The following is a 16218-nucleotide window of genomic DNA, read 5'->3' on the forward strand; positions in this document are numbered from 1 at the left end:
GAGAAATCGGTCATGGCACAAACCGTTGCGACGACACTCCACGCACGCGCAGCACTTCTGCCGGAGGGCTGGCGGGAGAATGTCCGGCTGACGCTCGCGGGCGGACGCATATCGCGCATCGAGACAGCGGTTGAGCCAGAACCTGCCGACGAACGCCATCATACGCTCGTTCCGGCCATGGGGAACCTTCACAGCCATGCTTTCCAGCGCGCCATGGCGGGTCTCGCCGAGGTGAGGGGCCCCGCCAACGACAGCTTCTGGAGCTGGCGCACCGTCATGTACAAGTTCGCCCTGTCGATGACGCCTGAACATGTCGAGGCCGTAGCCGCGCAGCTCTATATGGAGATGCTGGAGGCCGGCTTCTCCCGCGTCGGCGAGTTCCACTATCTGCACCATGACCAGGACGGGCGGCCTTATGCCAACATCGCGGAACTGGCTGAGCGGATTGGTGCCGCGAGTGCCACGGCTGGAATCGGGCTGACCTTGCTGCCGGTCTTCTACGCCCATTCCGGCTTCGGCGGCGCCGAGCCGATCGAGGGCCAGCGCCGGTTCATCAATTCGCTCGACAGCTTCGCGGCGCTGATGGACGGCTGCCGGACGGTGACGTCGCGGCTTGCCGGCGCCGAACTCGGGCTTGCGCCACACAGCCTGCGGGCGGCGACGCCGGAAGAGCTCATCAAGGTGGTGCCGATGGCGGGTGAGGGGCCTGTGCATATCCATGTCGCCGAGCAGGTGAAGGAAGTCGAGGATTGCATCGCATGGTCCGGCGCCCGGCCGGTCGAGTGGCTGCTCGACAATGCGCCAGTGAATGACCGCTGGTGCCTGATCCACGCCACACACATGACCGACAGCGAAACCCGCGAGATGGCGCGGCGTGGCGCGATCGCCGGTCTCTGCCCGATCACCGAGGCCAATCTCGGCGACGGCACCTTCCCGGCGCCGCTGTTTCTGGAAGAGGGCGGGCGCTACGGCGTCGGCTCCGATTCCAACGTGCTGATCTCGCTGCCCGGTGAATTGCGACAGCTCGAATATTCGCAACGCCTGGCGCTAAGGGCCCGCAACGTCATCGCCGCATCCGGCGGCTCGACGGCGCGCAGCCTCTTCGACCATGCGATCACGGGCGGCGGTACGGCGCTGAAGGCGCCTGGCGGGCTGGCGGTCGGGCATCACGCCGATATCGTCGCGCTCGATACATCGGCCGTTCCCTATCTCGCCGGCGATCACCTGCTCGACCACTGGATGTTTGCCGGCGGCGTTACGGTCGACAGCGTCTGGGCGTTGGGCGAGAAGAGGGTCGAGGGTGGCCGGCATATCGGCCGCGAGGCGATCAATCGGCGCTTCCTCAAGGCAATGAGCGAATTGCTGGCGGCCTGACGGCCTTTCCCGACTCGGGCATTGCCGGTAGACCGAGAGAAAAGCGGAGCGTGACGATGGATCAGGGCAGGGATATCACCTTGCATCAGCGGATCGTGAACGACATCGAAGGCCGCATCGTCTCGGGCGAGTGGCCGCCGGGTCACCGCATTCCGTTCGAGCTCGAGCTCACCAAGGAATACGACTGCTCGCGGATGACGGTGAACAAGGCGCTGACCCAGCTCGCCAAGGCGGGCCTGATCGAGCGTCGCAAGAAGTCCGGCAGCTTCGTCACCCAGCCGCAGGCGCAATCGGCGGTTCTCGAAATCCATGACATCGCCGCCGAGGTGAAATCGCTGAACCTCGCCTATTCGTTTTCGGTTGCCAGGCGAGCCAGGCGCAAGGCGGATGCCGACGATAACAGGCGGCTTGAAGTGGAGGCGGGCTCCTCGGTCGTCGAGGTGGTCTGCATCCACCATGCCGGCGGACGTCCTTTCTGCCTCGAGGAACGCCTGATCAGCCTCGCCACCGTGCCCGAGGCGGAGGACGCCGACTTCTCGACGGTTCCGCCGGGTAGCTGGCTGATCAGCCAGATCCCATGGTCGAGCGCCGAGCACCGGATCCACGCGGTCGCAGCCGGAAGTGAGGCTGCGGTGTTGCTCGATATTCCCCGGAATACCGCCTGCCTCGTGGTCGAGCGTCGCACCTGGAGCAATGTTGGCCCGGTCACGCATGTGCGGTTTACCTATCCTGGTGACAAGCACGCGTTGGTGGCGCGGTTTACGCCGGCGTCGTGAGCGCTCGGTGGGGCGTCGTTTGACGATCTGGTTGGGCGTTTTGCCGTGGGTTACCCCCCCTCTGTCCTGCCGGACATCTCCCCCACAAGGGGGGAGATCGGCAAGTGGCTTCCTCCCCACCCAAACAATGAGCCTAGAGCGAGTGGCCGCGCCCAGCCAATCTCCCCCCTTGTTGGGGGAGATGCCCGGCAGGGCAGAGGGGGGTATTCCACGGCAAAACCTCTCGATCACCACATCTCATCCCGCCGACACACCAAAACCCCACGCCGCCCGAAAGCCCGTGTCTCCACCATTCCAAACTTCACTCGGACGGGGGCGCTGGAAATCACCTCGATTGAGTAAGTAAAGATATGGCGCTTCCCAGCGCCCCGTTCGGCGGTTTTTGTCCGCGACTTCGATCTCTCTGCCTTCTCGCCCAACTTCGCCGGGGGAGAAGCTTGCGCTTCCCCTGGAGACCATGTGTGCCTCACAGGCACGTCCGGGCTCAACTCGGGCCCATCTTGCGACAGGACCCGCCGTCACCGGAGGGAGACCATTTTCTGCGAACCCGGGTCATGAGGTTTTGCGTCCTACCCTCACGCTCCGCGCCGATCCCGCCTCGCCGGCACGCCTGCCGGTGTATCCGATGACGGGACGGCGTTATTCTAGGCCGAGGTTTTTCGAATGGGGAAAATTGAAGCAGCAGATTCGTGTAAGCTGTTGATTTGACGAACATACGTCGCCCGCAGAAACGAAAAAGCCGCGCGCCTTTCGACGCGCGGCTCGAAAGCCTTGGAAGGCTCAAAAACCTTAGAGCAGGCCGGCTGCGGTCATCAGTTCGACGACCTTCTTGTTGTCGAGCTTGGAGGCTTCGACCTTCGGTGCCTTCAGGTCGGCGATCGGGACCAGCTTGGCGTTGGAATCGCCGGCAACCGCGTATTCGAACGAGTCGCCGTTCTTCAGAACGTCCTGGCCAGCCTTGGAGGTGATCCACTTCAGCAGGGCCTGGGCTTCCTTCGGATGCTTGCTGGACTTCAGCACGCCACCGCCGGAAACGCTGAGGAAAGCGCCCGGATCTTCGTTCTTGAAGTAGTGGAGGTTGACGTTCTTGCTGTTTTCGCCGGTCTTGGCCTGATCGCCGAACCAGTAGTAGTGGTAGATCACGGCGCCTTCGACTTCGCCGGCATTGACGGCCTTCATGGCAACGCTGTTGCCCTTATAAGGCGTTGCGTTTTCCTTCATGGCCTTCAGCCAGGAAGCGGTCACTTCCTCGCCCTTCAGCTGCAGCAGCGCGCCGACGATCGCCTGGAAGTCGGCGCCACCGGGAGATGCGCCCCAACGGCCCTTCCAGACCGGATCGGCGAGATCGAGCATCGACTTCGGCAGCTTGTCTTCCGTGAGCTTGGTCTTGTCGTAGGCGAAAACGGTCGAGCGAGCGGCGATGCCCGTCCAGGTGCCGTCAGCCGGGTGGAACTGGGCGGGAACCTGGGCCAGCGTTTCCTTGTCGACCGGTGCGAAGAGGCCGGCGGAAGCGACCAGCGCCATGGCCGGGGAGTTTTCGGTCAGGAATACGTCGGCCGGCGAAGCGTCGCCTTCCTGGACGATCTGGTTGGCGAACTGCATGTCGCTGCCCTTGCGGACGGTGACCTTGATGCCGGTTTCCTTGGTGAAGCCTTCGGCCCATTCCGTGCCGAGGCCCTCGTGCTGGGCGTTGTACACGACGATGCCTTCGGCATCCTGCGCGAACGCGCCGTTTACGAAGGCTGTCGCGGCTAAAAGCGCTGCGGCGGAAGCCAGCTTCAGGCTGATGGATTTCTTCATGTAAACTCCCGATTGGAGCGAAACCAAGCGCACATGGGCTCAAGTTTTCGGTCGCTATGAATTGGTCTTTTCACGCGTCTGAATGTCTCGGCCAGCGCTGCCGGCTAAAACTATTCCAACGCACTCCACTTATCGTGAGCCTTGGTCCGTGACCATGGGGACTAAAGTCCCTAGTGGCGGCGTAGAGGGCCGGGGCCGCTAGGAATGGCCGCTCAATCGTCGAGAATTGCAGCATCCGGCCTGGAGTAATCAACCGATGGGAACCGTTTCGGTCGGAAAACCAAGGAGCACACGCATGAAGAAGATCATCGTTCACACTTGCGTTACCGCCGGATCGCTGCTGCTGGCGCTTGGCGCGGCCGGGGCCGGGCCACTATCTCCGAATCCCGGCATGACAGCGACCAAGCCGCCGCTGGCAACACTCGTGCGCCAGGGCGCCGACGATCTCGTCAAGCACAAGCGCCACGGCCGCGGGCTCGATGACGGTCCAGGCCATGTCCGCCACAGTTCGTCGTCGTTCTCGTCGGCATCCTCCTCTTCTCGTGGGCGCGGCTCCGATGATGGCGCGAGCCACGAGCATCATGGCGGCGACGACCATGGTGGAGACCACCACGGCGGTAGTGGTGGCGACGATCACGGCGGACGCCGTTAGTCGCGACGTCAATCATGTCCTGGCCCATTGAGGGCCGGGACCGTTCTCAAGGAGATCGATCGTGAGCACGTGGCCGAAAATCGCCTGTACCGTCATTCTCTGCACGATTTCAGTCGTGGCGGGTCCGGTCTGCGCATGGGCGGACAAGGGAAGCGGCGGCGGCGGGTCGAGCGGAAGCGGTAGCTCGGGCGGAAGCGGTAGCGGCAGCTCGGGGGGTAGCGGATCGGGCTCGGGGTCCGGCTCGGGCTCGTCTGGCTCCGACCACTCGGGATCCTCCGGTTCCGGGCATTCGGGCTCCTCAGGCTCATCCGGATCGCGATCGTCTGACGACGATGGCGGCGGCCGGTCTGGAAGCGGTCGGCAAGGACGGGGAGACGATCGCACGGGCTCGATATCTCAACGCGAGGACCGGGCTTATGACGGTGGCTGGCGCGAGCGCATCCGGAACGGTCGCTACGAGCTGTTCGATCCCGAGGGCCGCCTCGTTATCCGACGCGACGCCAAGAAAGCCGATATCGACCGTTTCCGCTAATCGTAACCCGGACTGATCAGGACCGCGATCGCGCGTCGCGCAGGAACATCGCGGCTTCCGTGCGATTGCGCGCCTTCAGCTTTTGCAGGATGCGCGTCATGTTGTGCTTGATCGTCTTTTCCTGAAGGTTGAGCTGGCGTGCAACTTCCTTGTTGCTGTTGCCATCGGCGACCAGGCTGAGGATCTGTTCCTCGCGTGGCGTCAGCGAGGCCAGGGCATCCTCTTGTGGATTGCGCGTCGGGGCGGCTTGGGGCTGGGCAGCATCACCCTTCATTTCCGTCAGGATGCGCGCTGCGAGGCTTGGCGACACATAGCTCTCGCCGGCCACCACATTGCGCACCGCCGACACCAGCGTGGATGCATTCACCCCTTTCAGAATGTAGCCTTTCGCCCCTTCCTTCAGCGCGTCGAACAGATCGCTGTCTTCTTCCGAAGCCGTGAGCACGATGACGGTTGCGGCCGCATCCGCCTTCATGATCATGCTCAGCGCGTGGTGACCGCCGCCGGGCATTGAGAGATCAAGCAGAAGCACGTCGGGCCGCTGCTGGCTAAAGAGCGCCACGGCATCGGCGGCGCTGGCGCCTTCGCCAACCACCTCGAAACCCGGCTCATCGGAGAGACTGCGGGCGAGGCCGTTGCGGAATATCGGGTGATCGTCGACGATCGCGACCCTGAGCATCTCTGACGTCATTCCGCCGTCCTCCTCGGTAGTGTCATGCATATGCGGGTGCCGGTCTTCGCGTCGGACGCGATGTCGAGACGTCCGCCAAGCCCGGCGAGCCGTTCCTCCAGGCCGGCAAGGCCAAGGCCGTCTTCGTCGCTCGACCGGACAAAGCCTGTTCCGTTATCTTCGACCGCGATCCTGATATGCTGGTCGTCTTCAGTCGCGGTGACCGATATTTTCGATGCGCCGGCATGCCGGGTGGCGTTGCTCAGCGCTTCCTGGATAAAGCGGTAGGCGCAGATCTTGGCGGCCTGCGCGGGGATATCGAGCGGCCCGACATTCGAGATGATCTTTGTGCGCGAACGCGTCTCGTGCGCCTGGATGGCGCGGCGAACGACATCGTCGCCAGAGAGCGTCTCGAGTTCGGGCAGCGTCAGGCCGCGGCAGATGTCGCGGATCTCCTGGATGGCTTCGGTGATCGAGCTGCTGACGAGCGATTCGTCGTCGCCCTTCGCCTTGCCCTTGGCTATCGCCTCCAGCCTCAGCGCGGCAAAGCCGAGCAGCTGCGCCGGACCGTCATGCAACTCGGCTGAGATGCGGCGGAGATAGCGCTCGTTGAGCGTCGCCGTGCGCTGGTTTGCCCTGTCGGCGCGCTTTCGCAGCGCTCGGTTGAGGTCGAGCATCCGCGACAGCTCGATCACCTGTGCGTCGAGCGAGCGGCGCTGGACATCGATCAGATGGCTGCCTCTGGCGACGATGATGAAGAGCAGCGCAAGCATGCCGGCCGTCACCGTGCCGACGACCAGCCAGCTCTGCAGCCTGGCAACGGCGAGTTCCGCGCGCAGGTCGCTGGCGATCTCGTAGAACTCCGCGACACCGATGATATCGCCCGACCAGGGTTCGCGGATCGGGCTGTAGATCTCCAGAAGCGGCTGGTCGCTTTTCTGCTCGATCTGGTTTTCCTCGCCCTTGAGGTCGTCGAATTCCGCATGAACCGAACCTGCAAGCGCCGTGGCAAGCCCCTCGGTCATCGAGAAGTGCTTGCCGACAAGGCTGGGCTCGCTGCTGAAAAGCACGGTCCCATCGGGCCGCCAGATCTTGAACGAAAAGAGCCTGTCGCGCAGCACGCCCTGCTGCAATGTTTCGGTCAGCGCCAGCTTGGCGCCTTCGCCAAGCGAGGTGGCCGAGGCGAGTTCCTGTGTGAGCGGCGCGATGATGCTGTCGACATAGAGCGCGGTGGCGTTGGCGGCGTTGCGCACCGCCGCTCCCTCGATGCGGCTTGTCACCCACAATCCGATGAGCGCCATGCCGAGCACAAGCACGAGGCCACCGGCGATGCCGAATTGCAACGCCAAAGTAAGCCTTTGGCGCAATATCTTGCGGGGTTGGGTAACCGAAACGACATTCATTACGCTAGCATATCGATGTTTCCGCCTGAGCAGAAGAAGGACCAATGGCCGTTCTGCACGGACGAAAGCCGGTGAAGGGGAGGCGCGGACAGCGGAGTATGCGTCGTCTGGAATATTGAGAATTAGGTAAGGTTCTGGCGCTAGGCTGGTTAGCGTTAACGAAGCCTTACTCGGTAGAAGATGATTCGGCGCATCCTCATTGTTGTGATGATCATGCTGACCACGATCGGCAGTGCGCAGCTTTGCCTTCCGAGCGCTTCCTTCGCAGCACCCTGTCAGACCGAGGTCATTACCGAAGGCGACGCCCTTTCCGGCGCAGACAGCCGCGACATCAGCCATATCCATGACGCCGAGCACTGGACAAGGCGGCTAACGGTCGATGCCTGGCCCAGTGCCTGGGAACTCGCCGACGTAAGCTACCATCCCAATCTCCCGATCCATCTCGAAGGCCGGACGCTCGATCCCATGTATCGGCCGCCGATCGTCGGCGGCGCTCTTTCCCGTCCCGATTCACTAGCCAGAGCAGCCTGACGATCTCCTGACGATATCAGGGCTGCTCGAGAGAGAGCCCCGATGTTGTTACTCGCTGACGCACCCAAGAGCCTGCCTGCCTCGCCGCGATCTGCCCGGATACCGGGAGCGCGCGCACGATGACCCTCGTATCGAAAATCATCCTCGCGAAACGCCGCGGCCATCTCAACGTCTCGGCGCTCAACAGGGGGCGCCGAAAGAAGGTCGATCTCTACAGGCAGGGCAAGACGCGTGTGCTTCTGGTCGCGCTGGCGCTCGTCATGGGCTTTACGGCCAGTGCCGCGCGGCTCGTCGAATACGGGGCTCGCGATCCCGAGGCGACATCCGGCATCCTGCCATCGGACAAGCTGCTGGCCTCGCGGCCCGACATTCTCGACCGGCACGGGCAATTGCTGGCGACCGACGTTCGCACCGTCTCGATGTTTGCCGAGCCCAACAAGATCGTCGATGTCGATGATGCGGTGGAAAAGCTCGCCACCATCTTCCCCGATCTCGATCGGCGGGGGACCTATGCGAAGCTTTCGGTGAAATCGTCACGCTTCGCATGGCTGCGCCGGCAGATCACGCCGCGTCAGCAGAGCCAGATTCTCGAACTGGGCATCCCGGGTGTCGGTTTCCGGCCGGAGAAGAAGCGGTTCTATCCGGGCGGGAACACGGCGGCACACGTTCTCGGCTATGTCGATATCGACAATCGCGGTGTGGCCGGAATGGAGCGCTACCTCGATCAGCAGGGGCTGCTCGACCTTCGCGCCGCAGGCCTGACGAGCGACATGCCGCTGGAGCCGGTGAAGCTCTCCATCGATCTGCGCGTGCAGAACATCGTGCGCGAGGTCGCCGCCGAAGCCATGGTCAAATACCGGGCGGAAGCCGCCGGCGCCGTCATTCTCGACGTCGAGACCGGCGAAGTCCTGGCGATGGCATCGGTGCCCGACTTCGATCCCAACCAGCCATCGCGAACGCTTGCGAACGGCAAGGTCGACAAGGAATATGAGAAGGGCTGGTTCAACCGCATCAGCAACGCGACATTCGAGATGGGCTCGACCTTCAAGAGCTTCACGCTGGCGATGGGTCTCGACGAAGGCAAGATCAACCTCAACTCGATGGTCGACGCCACGCGGCCGATCCGCATGGGCGGCTTCATCATCAAGGACTTCAAGGGCAAGAATCGCGTTCTCTCGATTCCCGAGGTCTTCCAGTATTCCTCGAATATCGGCACCGCCGCCGTCGCCGATATGGTCGGCATCGACCGGCATCGGGAGTTCCTGACCAAGCTCGGGCTGCTCTCCAAAATGGAGACGGAAATGCCGGGCGTTGCGACGCCGACGCAGCCACGAACCTGGAAGAAGATCAACTCGGTGACGATCTCCTTCGGCCACGGTGTCGCGACAACGCCGCTTCAGACGGCCGTGGCTGCCGCCTCGCTGATCAACGGCGGCAAGCTTCTGCCCCCGACCTTCCTGCCGCGCAGCTCCCAGCAGGCGGGCGATATCGCCAAGCTCGTTCTCAGCGACAAGACGAGCCAGGACATGCGCTACCTCTATACCTGGAACGGCATCAAGGGCTCCGGTCGCAGCGCCCAGGTCGAGGGCTTCAACATCGGCGGCAAAACGGGCACGGCGGACAAGGTGGTCGATGGCCGCTATGCGAGCGACAAGAACTTCAACGCCTTCGTCGCCGCATTTCCGATGGACCGGCCCAAATACATCGTGCTGACGATCATCGATGCGCCGGAGACGGGTGAGCATGGCGGCCGGACGGCGGCATCGACGGCCGCCCCGATGATCAAGTCCATCATTGGCCGCGCCGGGCCGCTGCTTGGCGTCGCCCCGCGCTTCGGCAGTCCGGATGCGGAGTATCTGCTGGCGGACTACTGAGCGGAGGAGGATGTCTCGGGGAGGCGCCGCCGGCCTCCAAGGCGCCGCGATGGATTTCGGCTGCGAGCGGATGTAGGATTGTTGCAGGGAATGCGCGCATGTCCATGCAACAATCTTGTCCTTGCAGGAGCGGCCGTCGCGATGGATCGAAAGCTTGCAGCCATCCTGTGCACCGACGTCGTCGGCTTCAGCCGTCTTGCCGCGCTTGACGAGGAGCGCACTCTCCAGTCGCTCCATATTTGCCATGGGCATATCGCGGACTTGGTCGGCGAGCACGGCGGACGCATCTTCGGCAGCGCCGGCGATGGGCTGGTCGCGGAGTTTCCCAGCGCGGTTCAAGCCACAAGGTGCGCGGTTGAGATCCAGCGCCAGCTTCACCGCCATTTCCAAGACCTGCCGACCGACCGACGCCTGGAATTCCGCATCGGGATCAACCTCGGCGACGTGGTGGTTGCTGGCGACGATCTGCTCGGCGACGGCGTCAATATCGCGGCGCGCCTACAGGAAATAGCCGGCCCGTCGGGCATCGCAATCTCCGGCTCCGTTCGCGAGCATCTCGACGGCAAGGTGCCGTTTGCGCTAGCCGGCCTCGGCGAGCGTGTCCTGAAGAATATACCGAGGCCGATTTCGGTCTTTCGCGTGGACTGGTCGCAAGAGGCCAGCGACGATCAGGTCGTGGCTTCGGCTTGGTCCGCCAATCGCCTCGACAAGGATCAGCCGTCGCTTGTCGTCATGCCCTTCGACAATCTCAGCGGCCCGAGCGACGGATATTTCGTGGACGGGGTGGTGGAGGAGATCACGGCGGCGCTGTCGCGTGTCCGGGACTTCTTCGTCATCGCCCGCCAATCCGCCTTTACCTACAAGGGAAAGTTCATCGATGTCCGCGATGTCGGCAGGGAGCTCGGGGTCGCCTACGTTGTCGAGGGCACGGTTCGTCGGGGCGGGGACCGGTTGCGCATTTCCGTCCAGCTGGTCGATGCAGAAAGGCGGACCCAGCTCTGGTCGGAGCGCTATGAAGGCATGACCAAGGACCTCTTCGAGTTCCAGGACCGGATTGCGGCGCAAGTCGCCGGCGCGATCCATCCGGCCATCCGCAGCGCCGAAATCGAGCTGGCGAAGCGCAAGCCACCCAGCAGCCTGCGTGCCTACGACCTCGTCATGCGCGCCTGTCCTTATCTCTGGGGCCACAACAAGGATGGCATTGCGCGTGCCATTCCGCTTCTTCGGGATGCGATCGCGGTCGACCCCGCCTACGGCCGTGCGCACGCATTTCTGGCATGGTGCCACGCCCAGAACCTCGGCTACATCTGGACCGACGACCCGGAACGGGAACTCGCGCTCTCGCTTGCCGCGATCGACGCCGCATCGCGCGCGATCGACGATGACCCGACGGCCCTGACCGCGGTTGGCGGCGCAATCAGCCATTGTGGTGATCAGCCGCGTGCGGCGGTCTATCTGGAGAGGGCGCTGTCGCTCGATCCGAATAACTCCTCGGCGTGGGCGAGATTTGGCTGGGTCGCGAGCTACAGGGGAGAGCCCGATCGCGCCAGGGAGCGCTTCGAGCGCGCGATGACGCTCAGTCCCGCCGATCCGCTTGCCTTCAACATGCGGATGGGCTTCGCACTGGCGTTGGCACTTGCCGGCTCTCTTTCCGAGGCGGTGTCGATCGCCCGGGAGGTCGTCACCCGACATCCCGATGTGACCTGGCCCTACCGGATGATGACGGCCTGGGCGTCGATGCAGGGGGATGAGGAGACGGCGCGCTGGGCGGCTGCGAAGTTGCTTGCAGCAGAGCCGGATTTCACGATCCAGCGCTATCTGACCAGGCCGGTCTTTCGAGCCGTGCCGCGGTGGGCGGATGAGATGGCCGAGGGATTGCGCAAGGCTGGTCTGCCCGAGCAGTGAGCCGACGCTGTCGCGGCTGTCGCCACGATGCAGATGAGCGCCCCCATTCTGCGAATGCTTCGCAGCTGCATTAAAAACTGGAAGATGCACTTGCAAGTCATTGTTAAGTAGTGATTTTTTCTGTTTTCTTTTCTTGTTTTCCGTTGACACCAGGAGGCGGTTCACCTACCCAGCCGGCATCGGGGAGTAGCCACCGCCTGAGGGCGGGAGCGCGTCAACATACTCGTGCGAGAGCACGTGGCGCGTTCGGCCGACGAGATCGGCTCGGCAAGACCGTGGCGGACATCACCTGGCCAAAACAGGGTGAATTGGCTCAGCTACGAATCTCCTGAAGGGTTCAACCATGTCATTGCTATCGATCATCGTGCTGGCTTTCAGCATGTCCATGGACGCGTTCGCCGTCTCCGTCGGCCGGGGCGCAGCCCTTGGTCGCCCGCGCTTCAGCGAGACGCTGCGCACCGGCGTCGTTTTCGGCATCGTCGAGGCGATTACGCCGCTGATCGGCTGGGCGGCCGGTGTTGCCGCTGCCCGTTTCGTGACGGCGGTCGACCACTGGATCGCTTTCGGCCTGCTTGCCGCCGTCGGCATCAACATGCTCCGGGCTGCGATGAGCAGTGAGCAGGAAGAAGACAAGAAGCCAGGCATGTCCTTTGCCATGCTGATCGCAACGGCGATCGGGACCAGCCTCGATGCCATGGCCGTCGGCGTTTCGCTGGCCTTCCTGGAGGTCAACATTCTTGTCATCGCGGTGGCGATCGGCGCCGCCACTTTCCTGATGGCATCGGGCGGGATGCTGGTCGGCCGCCTGATCGGCGAGCGTTTTGGGCGCTACGCCGAGGGTGTCGCCGGTGTCGCGCTGATCATTCTCGGCTCGACCATTCTTTACGAACACCTGATGGCCGGCTGAGGCGATAGGGCGAACGCGCGTAGTGGCGCGGGTCAGGCCTTGATCAGCCGGACCTCGGTTCCCCAGGGATCCATCGCGATATAACCGCCGGGAACATGGCCGCCGATGCCGGCCGTGTTGAACCGCTTGATCTGCTTTTCGTAGAGCAGGGGTTCGGAGACGGTCAGCGCGAACCAGCTGAGGCCGGTCTTGGAGCTGTCGCGGCCGCCGGCGCCGGCGCTGCGCCATGTGTTGACCGCCACGTGATGGTGATAGCCACCTGTTGACAGGAAGGCGGCGTTGTCGCGCTCGGCGCTGGTTGCGGCAAGGCAGAGCAGATCGCGATAGAAGCCGTTCGCCTCGTCGATATCGCCGACGCGCAGATGGATGTGGCCGATGCGCAAGCCTTCGGGTGCCGCGTCATAGGTGTCCTTCGACATGTCGGTCAGCGCGGCGATCGCGTCGATGTCGAGCTCTTTCGTGCCCATGGTGACGATGCCGTCCTTCCATTGCCACTGGTCTCGCGGCCGGTCGGAATAGACTTCGATGCCATTGCCCTCAGGGTCGGTCAGGTAGATTGCCTCGCTGACGCTGTGATCGGCGAAGCCGTCGAGCGGGATCTTGGCGACGGCGGCATGCACCAGCCAGCGCGCGAGATCGACCCGCGTCGGCATCAGATAGGCGATGTGGAAGAGGCCTGCCGAGGTCGGATCCTCGAAGCCGGCGTCGGGTATGCTGGTCAGGTAGAGCAGCGGTTCATTCTCCACGCCGAGCATGACCTCGTCGGCGCTTTCGGCAAGCACCTTGAGGCGCAGCGTGTCTTGGTAGTAGCGGCTCATGCCGGGCAGGTCGCGGACGCGGAGCGCCGCGCTCTTGATATGCGCGGCGGTGGTCACGCCATAAGGCAAAGCGGCTGCCGCCGGCATCGTGCCTGCTTCGGCCTTTACGGCATGATTGAATGCGGCTGCGAGCGAGCTCACGCCCGCAAGTTGCAGCATATGGCGGCGGCTGATGACCATTGAGACGATCCGGTGGCTGGCATGTTTATTCCCCACCACCGCATCGGGCCTTCGGGCCGGTTCATCAAGTCAAAACTATGTGAGCCGGCCGTCAGTCTTCGAAGCGTCAGAGCTTGACGGCCTGGCCGGTGCGCACGCTTTCATCAGCCGCGAGGCAGATCTTCAGCGAGGTGACGGCGTCGTCCATATGGCGGGCGAGGTCGAGATCTTCCGTTATGGCGCGATAGACGAAATCCTGCTCGCGGTCGCACAGCATCTGGTGGTCGGGCTCGTCGTGCATGTCGAGCCAGTCGTCGGATCGGGTGAACGCCCCCGCTGCATCGGTTCCCGCGTGGTGGACGCGCAGGCGCGACGTCTTGGTGTGGGCGTCCAGGCTGGCGGAGCTTGCGCCTTCGTCCATGACGATCGAGACCGAGCCGTTGGGCGAGATCACGTCTTTGACGAAGAAGGCCGTCTCCGACATCATCGGACCCCAGCCGGCCTCGTACCAGCCGACGCTGCCATCCTCGAACAGCACCTGGAAGTGACCATAATTATACATGCCCTTCGGGAGGCCCTGCGCCAGCCCGACGCCCATGCCGCGCACTTCGACCGGCCTGGAATCGGTGATCTGGCACATGACGTCGACGTAATGCACGCCACAATCGACGATCGGCGAGGTGGTCTGCATGATGGAGCGGTGAATGTCCCAGGCGGCACCGCTCGATTGCTGATTGAGGTTCATGCGGAACACGTAGGGACCGCCGAGGCCGCGCGATTCGGCGATCATGCGCATCCACGAGGGATGATGGCGCAGGATGTAGCCGATGACGAGCTTGCGGCCATTGGCCTTGGCCGCGGCGACGACGCGTTCCGCATCCGCGACATTGGCCGCCAGCGGCTTTTCGACGAATACGTGAGCGCCGCTTTCCAGGGCTGCGACCGCCATGTCGGCATGGGTGTTGGTGTGCGTGGCGACGGAGACGACGTCGGGCGAGAATTCGGCGAGCGCTGCGGCGTAGTCGTTACGCAGCGGATAGCCGGAGAGCTCCTCCGGCAGCGTCGGCGTCGAGCGGTTGACGAGACCGACGATCTCGAAGCCGGGATGCGCGTGGTAAGCGAGCGCGTGGCTCTTGCCCATCTGGCCGAGGCCGACCACGAGGACCTTGAGTTTTTGATTTGTCATGACATTCGCCTCGTTTATCAGGCCGCCGTCCGGCGCGCTTCGGCAATCGCGCGGGCGCCGATGCTGGCAAGGGCGACCGAGAACAGGGTGGGATTGGTCGCGGTTGCCGTGGGAATGACGCCATTGCCGGCGACGTAGAGATTATCGAAGCCCCAGACCTTCGACGTCTTGTCGCAAACGCTGGTGCCATCGTCGGCCTCACCCATGCGGATGGTGCCCTGGAAGTGGAGCGACGAGCCCACCGGCTGCACGAAGGTGGCAAAGCCAGGAGCGGGCCGGCCGATGATGTTGGAAATCTTCACCGCGAGGCTCTTCGCGTCTTCGAGGCGCGCCTTGTCGCCTTCCGACTGACGCCACTGGATCGAGATGGCGGGCAGGCCGAGCCAGTCGGTGCGGGTGTCGTCGAAGGTGACGCGGTTGTCGGGGCTGATATCGGAAGAGACGAAGACGCCCATTCCGATCGGCTGTCCCAGAATATCGCCCGAACGCGGCATGCTGTGCAGGCTGGCAGGCGCGATGGTGACCGAGTAGGGGAGCTCCTTGGTCGCTGGAATCCAGTTCATGGCCTTCATCGGCACATCGGTATACATCTCGGAAATCTGCGAGACGATGTAGTGGTCGTTAATGTTGCGGCCGAGCGCTTCCGGGCGGATGCCGGATGCATAGAGAAGCTGCGGCGAATGGAGCGCATCGCAGGCGACCACGACAGTGCCGGCGGTGACCACGAAGGTGTCGCCGGAGCCGGTGCCGGCAAGCTCGACGCCGGTGACTGTCTTGCCATCATGGATGACGCGGCGGCAGGCCGTCTCCTTCAGAATGGAGAAACGCTCGGCCGGCTCATCGACGAGATCGCCGAGGACGACATCGGTGCCGTGATAATGCAGGCCGTCGGGGCCGGGTGTGGCCGCCAGCGGCATGGGCTGGACAAAGCGGTCGGGTGTGCGGCCAGCGTTGAAGACGGCGCCGAGCCGTTCGCGCAGTGCAATGGCAGCCGGATCGCCGGCGTTCGGATCGGTGTTGGTGCCGAGAAGCTTGGCGGAAGTCGCGAGCGCCGCCTGCATCTCGCCGGCGGGGATGAAGGGCACGAGCTCGATCTCGGACGGCACGGGCGTGCCGGTCGACCATTTGGTGCCCATGCCGCCGACATTGGCGGCCGAGAAGCCGGCGAACAGGTTTTCATCCTGCGGGTCGCCGTCATTGGCGATGAACAGGCCCGAGCGGCGCAGCAGCGACCCATCGAAACCACCGGCGCGGCGTGCTTCCCACTCTTCCTTATTGATCGGCATGCGCGGGCTGCGGTCGCCGCCCTGGGCGAGGACTTCGAGCGCGCCGCGTTCGTCGAGATCGGCGACGTTATCGAGATGTGCTCCTGTTTTCGGCAGGATTTGCGGCCCGGCCTCCACCATCACGATGCGCGCTTCGGGCCACTCGTTGCGAATAACCCGGGCATAGGCCGAGCCTGTCGGACCGGTTCCCACAATGACGACGTCTGCAGACTTTATTGCCATTCCCGCATGCTCCATGCACTTCATCTCTTTGATAACAAACAAGGATGTATCGCGGTGATTGTCAATCTCGATATTGACAGTCTCAACCGCGTTTCCGATGGTGACGCCACAGATCGCGAGGAG

14 protein-coding genes and 1 riboswitch are annotated in these 16218 nt (G+C 63.6%); of the genes, 8 read left to right on the plus strand and 6 right to left on the minus strand.

Translation table 11 applies throughout. The features are described 5' to 3' along the window. The first annotated feature begins 12 nt into the window (after window positions 1-12). The gene (locus ACVTFQ_RS22325) at window positions 13-1374 is read left to right on the plus strand and encodes a formimidoylglutamate deiminase (protein ID WP_113176707.1); all 1362 of its coding nucleotides are present in this window, start codon (window positions 13-15) and stop codon (window positions 1372-1374) included. A gap of 56 nt (window positions 1375-1430) precedes the next feature. Beyond that, the gene (hutC, locus tag ACVTFQ_RS22330; protein WP_113176708.1) at window positions 1431-2150 is read left to right on the plus strand and encodes a histidine utilization repressor; all 720 of its coding nucleotides are present in this window, start codon (window positions 1431-1433) and stop codon (window positions 2148-2150) included. Window positions 2151-2939: 789 nt separating this feature from the next. Here hutC and ACVTFQ_RS22335 read toward each other — a convergent pair. After that, window positions 2940-3950: an iron ABC transporter substrate-binding protein gene (locus ACVTFQ_RS22335; protein WP_113176709.1), complete on the minus strand. Its 1011-nt coding sequence runs from the start codon at window positions 3948-3950 to the stop codon at window positions 2940-2942. 295 nt (window positions 3951-4245) lie between these two features. On the opposite strand from ACVTFQ_RS22335, the gene ACVTFQ_RS22340 reads away from it, so the two are divergent. Beyond that, window positions 4246-4602: a hypothetical protein gene (locus ACVTFQ_RS22340; RefSeq protein ID WP_113176710.1), complete on the plus strand. Its 357-nt coding sequence runs from the start codon at window positions 4246-4248 to the stop codon at window positions 4600-4602. 61 nt (window positions 4603-4663) lie between these two features. Next, a complete protein-coding gene (locus tag ACVTFQ_RS22345; RefSeq protein WP_112436229.1) occupies window positions 4664-5134 on the plus strand; it encodes a hypothetical protein in 471 nt (156 codons plus the stop codon). Between the two features lie 16 nt (window positions 5135-5150). Here the strand turns inward: ACVTFQ_RS22345 and ACVTFQ_RS22350 are convergent, their stop codons facing one another. Then, a complete protein-coding gene (locus ACVTFQ_RS22350; protein WP_112436230.1) occupies window positions 5151-5825 on the minus strand; it encodes a response regulator transcription factor in 675 nt (224 codons plus the stop codon). Then, a complete protein-coding gene (locus ACVTFQ_RS22355) occupies window positions 5822-7153 on the minus strand; it encodes a sensor histidine kinase (protein WP_162741403.1) in 1332 nt (443 codons plus the stop codon). Before ACVTFQ_RS22355 ends, ACVTFQ_RS22350 begins: the two co-directional genes overlap by 4 nt. A gap of 267 nt (window positions 7154-7420) precedes the next feature. Here ACVTFQ_RS22355 and ACVTFQ_RS22360 point away from each other — a divergent pair, with 267 nt between their 5' ends. From ACVTFQ_RS22360 to ACVTFQ_RS22375, 4 genes are all read left to right on the plus strand, one after another. Then, window positions 7421-7738 carry a hypothetical protein gene (locus ACVTFQ_RS22360; RefSeq protein WP_162718117.1) on the plus strand — a complete coding sequence of 106 codons (318 nt, stop codon included), beginning with the start codon at window positions 7421-7423 and terminating at the stop codon, window positions 7736-7738. 119 nt (window positions 7739-7857) lie between these two features. Further along, on the plus strand, window positions 7858-9612 hold the full coding sequence (locus tag ACVTFQ_RS22365; protein ID WP_112436232.1) for a peptidoglycan D,D-transpeptidase FtsI family protein: 1755 nt from the start codon (window positions 7858-7860) through the stop codon (window positions 9610-9612). Window positions 9613-9753: 141 nt separating this feature from the next. After that, window positions 9754-11517 (plus strand): adenylate/guanylate cyclase domain-containing protein, encoded by a 1764-nt coding sequence (locus tag ACVTFQ_RS22370; protein WP_113176712.1) that lies wholly within the window; start codon window positions 9754-9756, stop codon window positions 11515-11517. A gap of 169 nt (window positions 11518-11686) precedes the next feature. Next, a riboswitch (yybP-ykoY riboswitch) is annotated at window positions 11687-11783 on the plus strand. Window positions 11784-11860: 77 nt separating this feature from the next. After that, on the plus strand, window positions 11861-12424 hold the full coding sequence (locus tag ACVTFQ_RS22375; RefSeq protein WP_112436234.1) for a manganese efflux pump MntP: 564 nt from the start codon (window positions 11861-11863) through the stop codon (window positions 12422-12424). Window positions 12425-12456: 32 nt separating this feature from the next. On the opposite strand, the gene ACVTFQ_RS22380 is transcribed toward ACVTFQ_RS22375, so the two are convergent. From ACVTFQ_RS22380 to ACVTFQ_RS22390, 3 genes are all read right to left on the minus strand, one after another. Continuing rightward, a complete protein-coding gene (locus tag ACVTFQ_RS22380; RefSeq protein ID WP_112436235.1) occupies window positions 12457-13422 on the minus strand; it encodes a VOC family protein in 966 nt (321 codons plus the stop codon). Between the two features lie 106 nt (window positions 13423-13528). Further along, complete coding sequence (locus ACVTFQ_RS22385; protein ID WP_113176713.1) at window positions 13529-14587, minus strand: Gfo/Idh/MocA family protein; 1059 nt, start codon at window positions 14585-14587, stop codon at window positions 13529-13531. A gap of 17 nt (window positions 14588-14604) precedes the next feature. Beyond that, window positions 14605-16095, minus strand: coding sequence for a GMC oxidoreductase (locus ACVTFQ_RS22390; RefSeq protein ID WP_162741405.1), 1491 nt, complete (start codon window positions 16093-16095; stop codon window positions 14605-14607). Window positions 16096-16218: the final 123 nt, after the last annotated feature.

It is taken from the genome of Rhizobium sp. O111, from assembly GCF_055616315.1.

Excerpts from the sequence above, each read along its gene's own strand:
- ACVTFQ_RS22325 (WP_113176707.1), top strand. The coding sequence starts at position 13 with ATGGCACAAACCGTTGCGACGACACTCCACGCACGCGCAGCACTTCTG.
- hutC (WP_113176708.1), top strand. The coding sequence starts at position 1,431 with ATGGATCAGGGCAGGGATATCACCTTGCATCAGCGGATCGTGAACGAC.
- ACVTFQ_RS22335 (WP_113176709.1), bottom strand. The coding sequence starts at position 3,950 with ATGAAGAAATCCATCAGCCTGAAGCTGGCTTCCGCCGCAGCGCTTTTA.
- ACVTFQ_RS22340 (WP_113176710.1), top strand. The coding sequence starts at position 4,246 with ATGAAGAAGATCATCGTTCACACTTGCGTTACCGCCGGATCGCTGCTG.
- ACVTFQ_RS22350 (WP_112436230.1), bottom strand. The coding sequence starts at position 5,825 with ATGACGTCAGAGATGCTCAGGGTCGCGATCGTCGACGATCACCCGATA.
- ACVTFQ_RS22360 (WP_162718117.1), top strand. The coding sequence starts at position 7,421 with ATGCTGACCACGATCGGCAGTGCGCAGCTTTGCCTTCCGAGCGCTTCC.
- ACVTFQ_RS22365 (WP_112436232.1), top strand. The coding sequence starts at position 7,858 with ATGACCCTCGTATCGAAAATCATCCTCGCGAAACGCCGCGGCCATCTC.
- ACVTFQ_RS22370 (WP_113176712.1), top strand. The coding sequence starts at position 9,754 with ATGGATCGAAAGCTTGCAGCCATCCTGTGCACCGACGTCGTCGGCTTC.
- ACVTFQ_RS22375 (WP_112436234.1), top strand. The coding sequence starts at position 11,861 with ATGTCATTGCTATCGATCATCGTGCTGGCTTTCAGCATGTCCATGGAC.
- ACVTFQ_RS22380 (WP_112436235.1), bottom strand. The coding sequence starts at position 13,422 with ATGGTCATCAGCCGCCGCCATATGCTGCAACTTGCGGGCGTGAGCTCG.
- ACVTFQ_RS22385 (WP_113176713.1), bottom strand. The coding sequence starts at position 14,587 with ATGACAAATCAAAAACTCAAGGTCCTCGTGGTCGGCCTCGGCCAGATG.
- ACVTFQ_RS22390 (WP_162741405.1), bottom strand. The coding sequence starts at position 16,095 with ATGGCAATAAAGTCTGCAGACGTCGTCATTGTGGGAACCGGTCCGACA.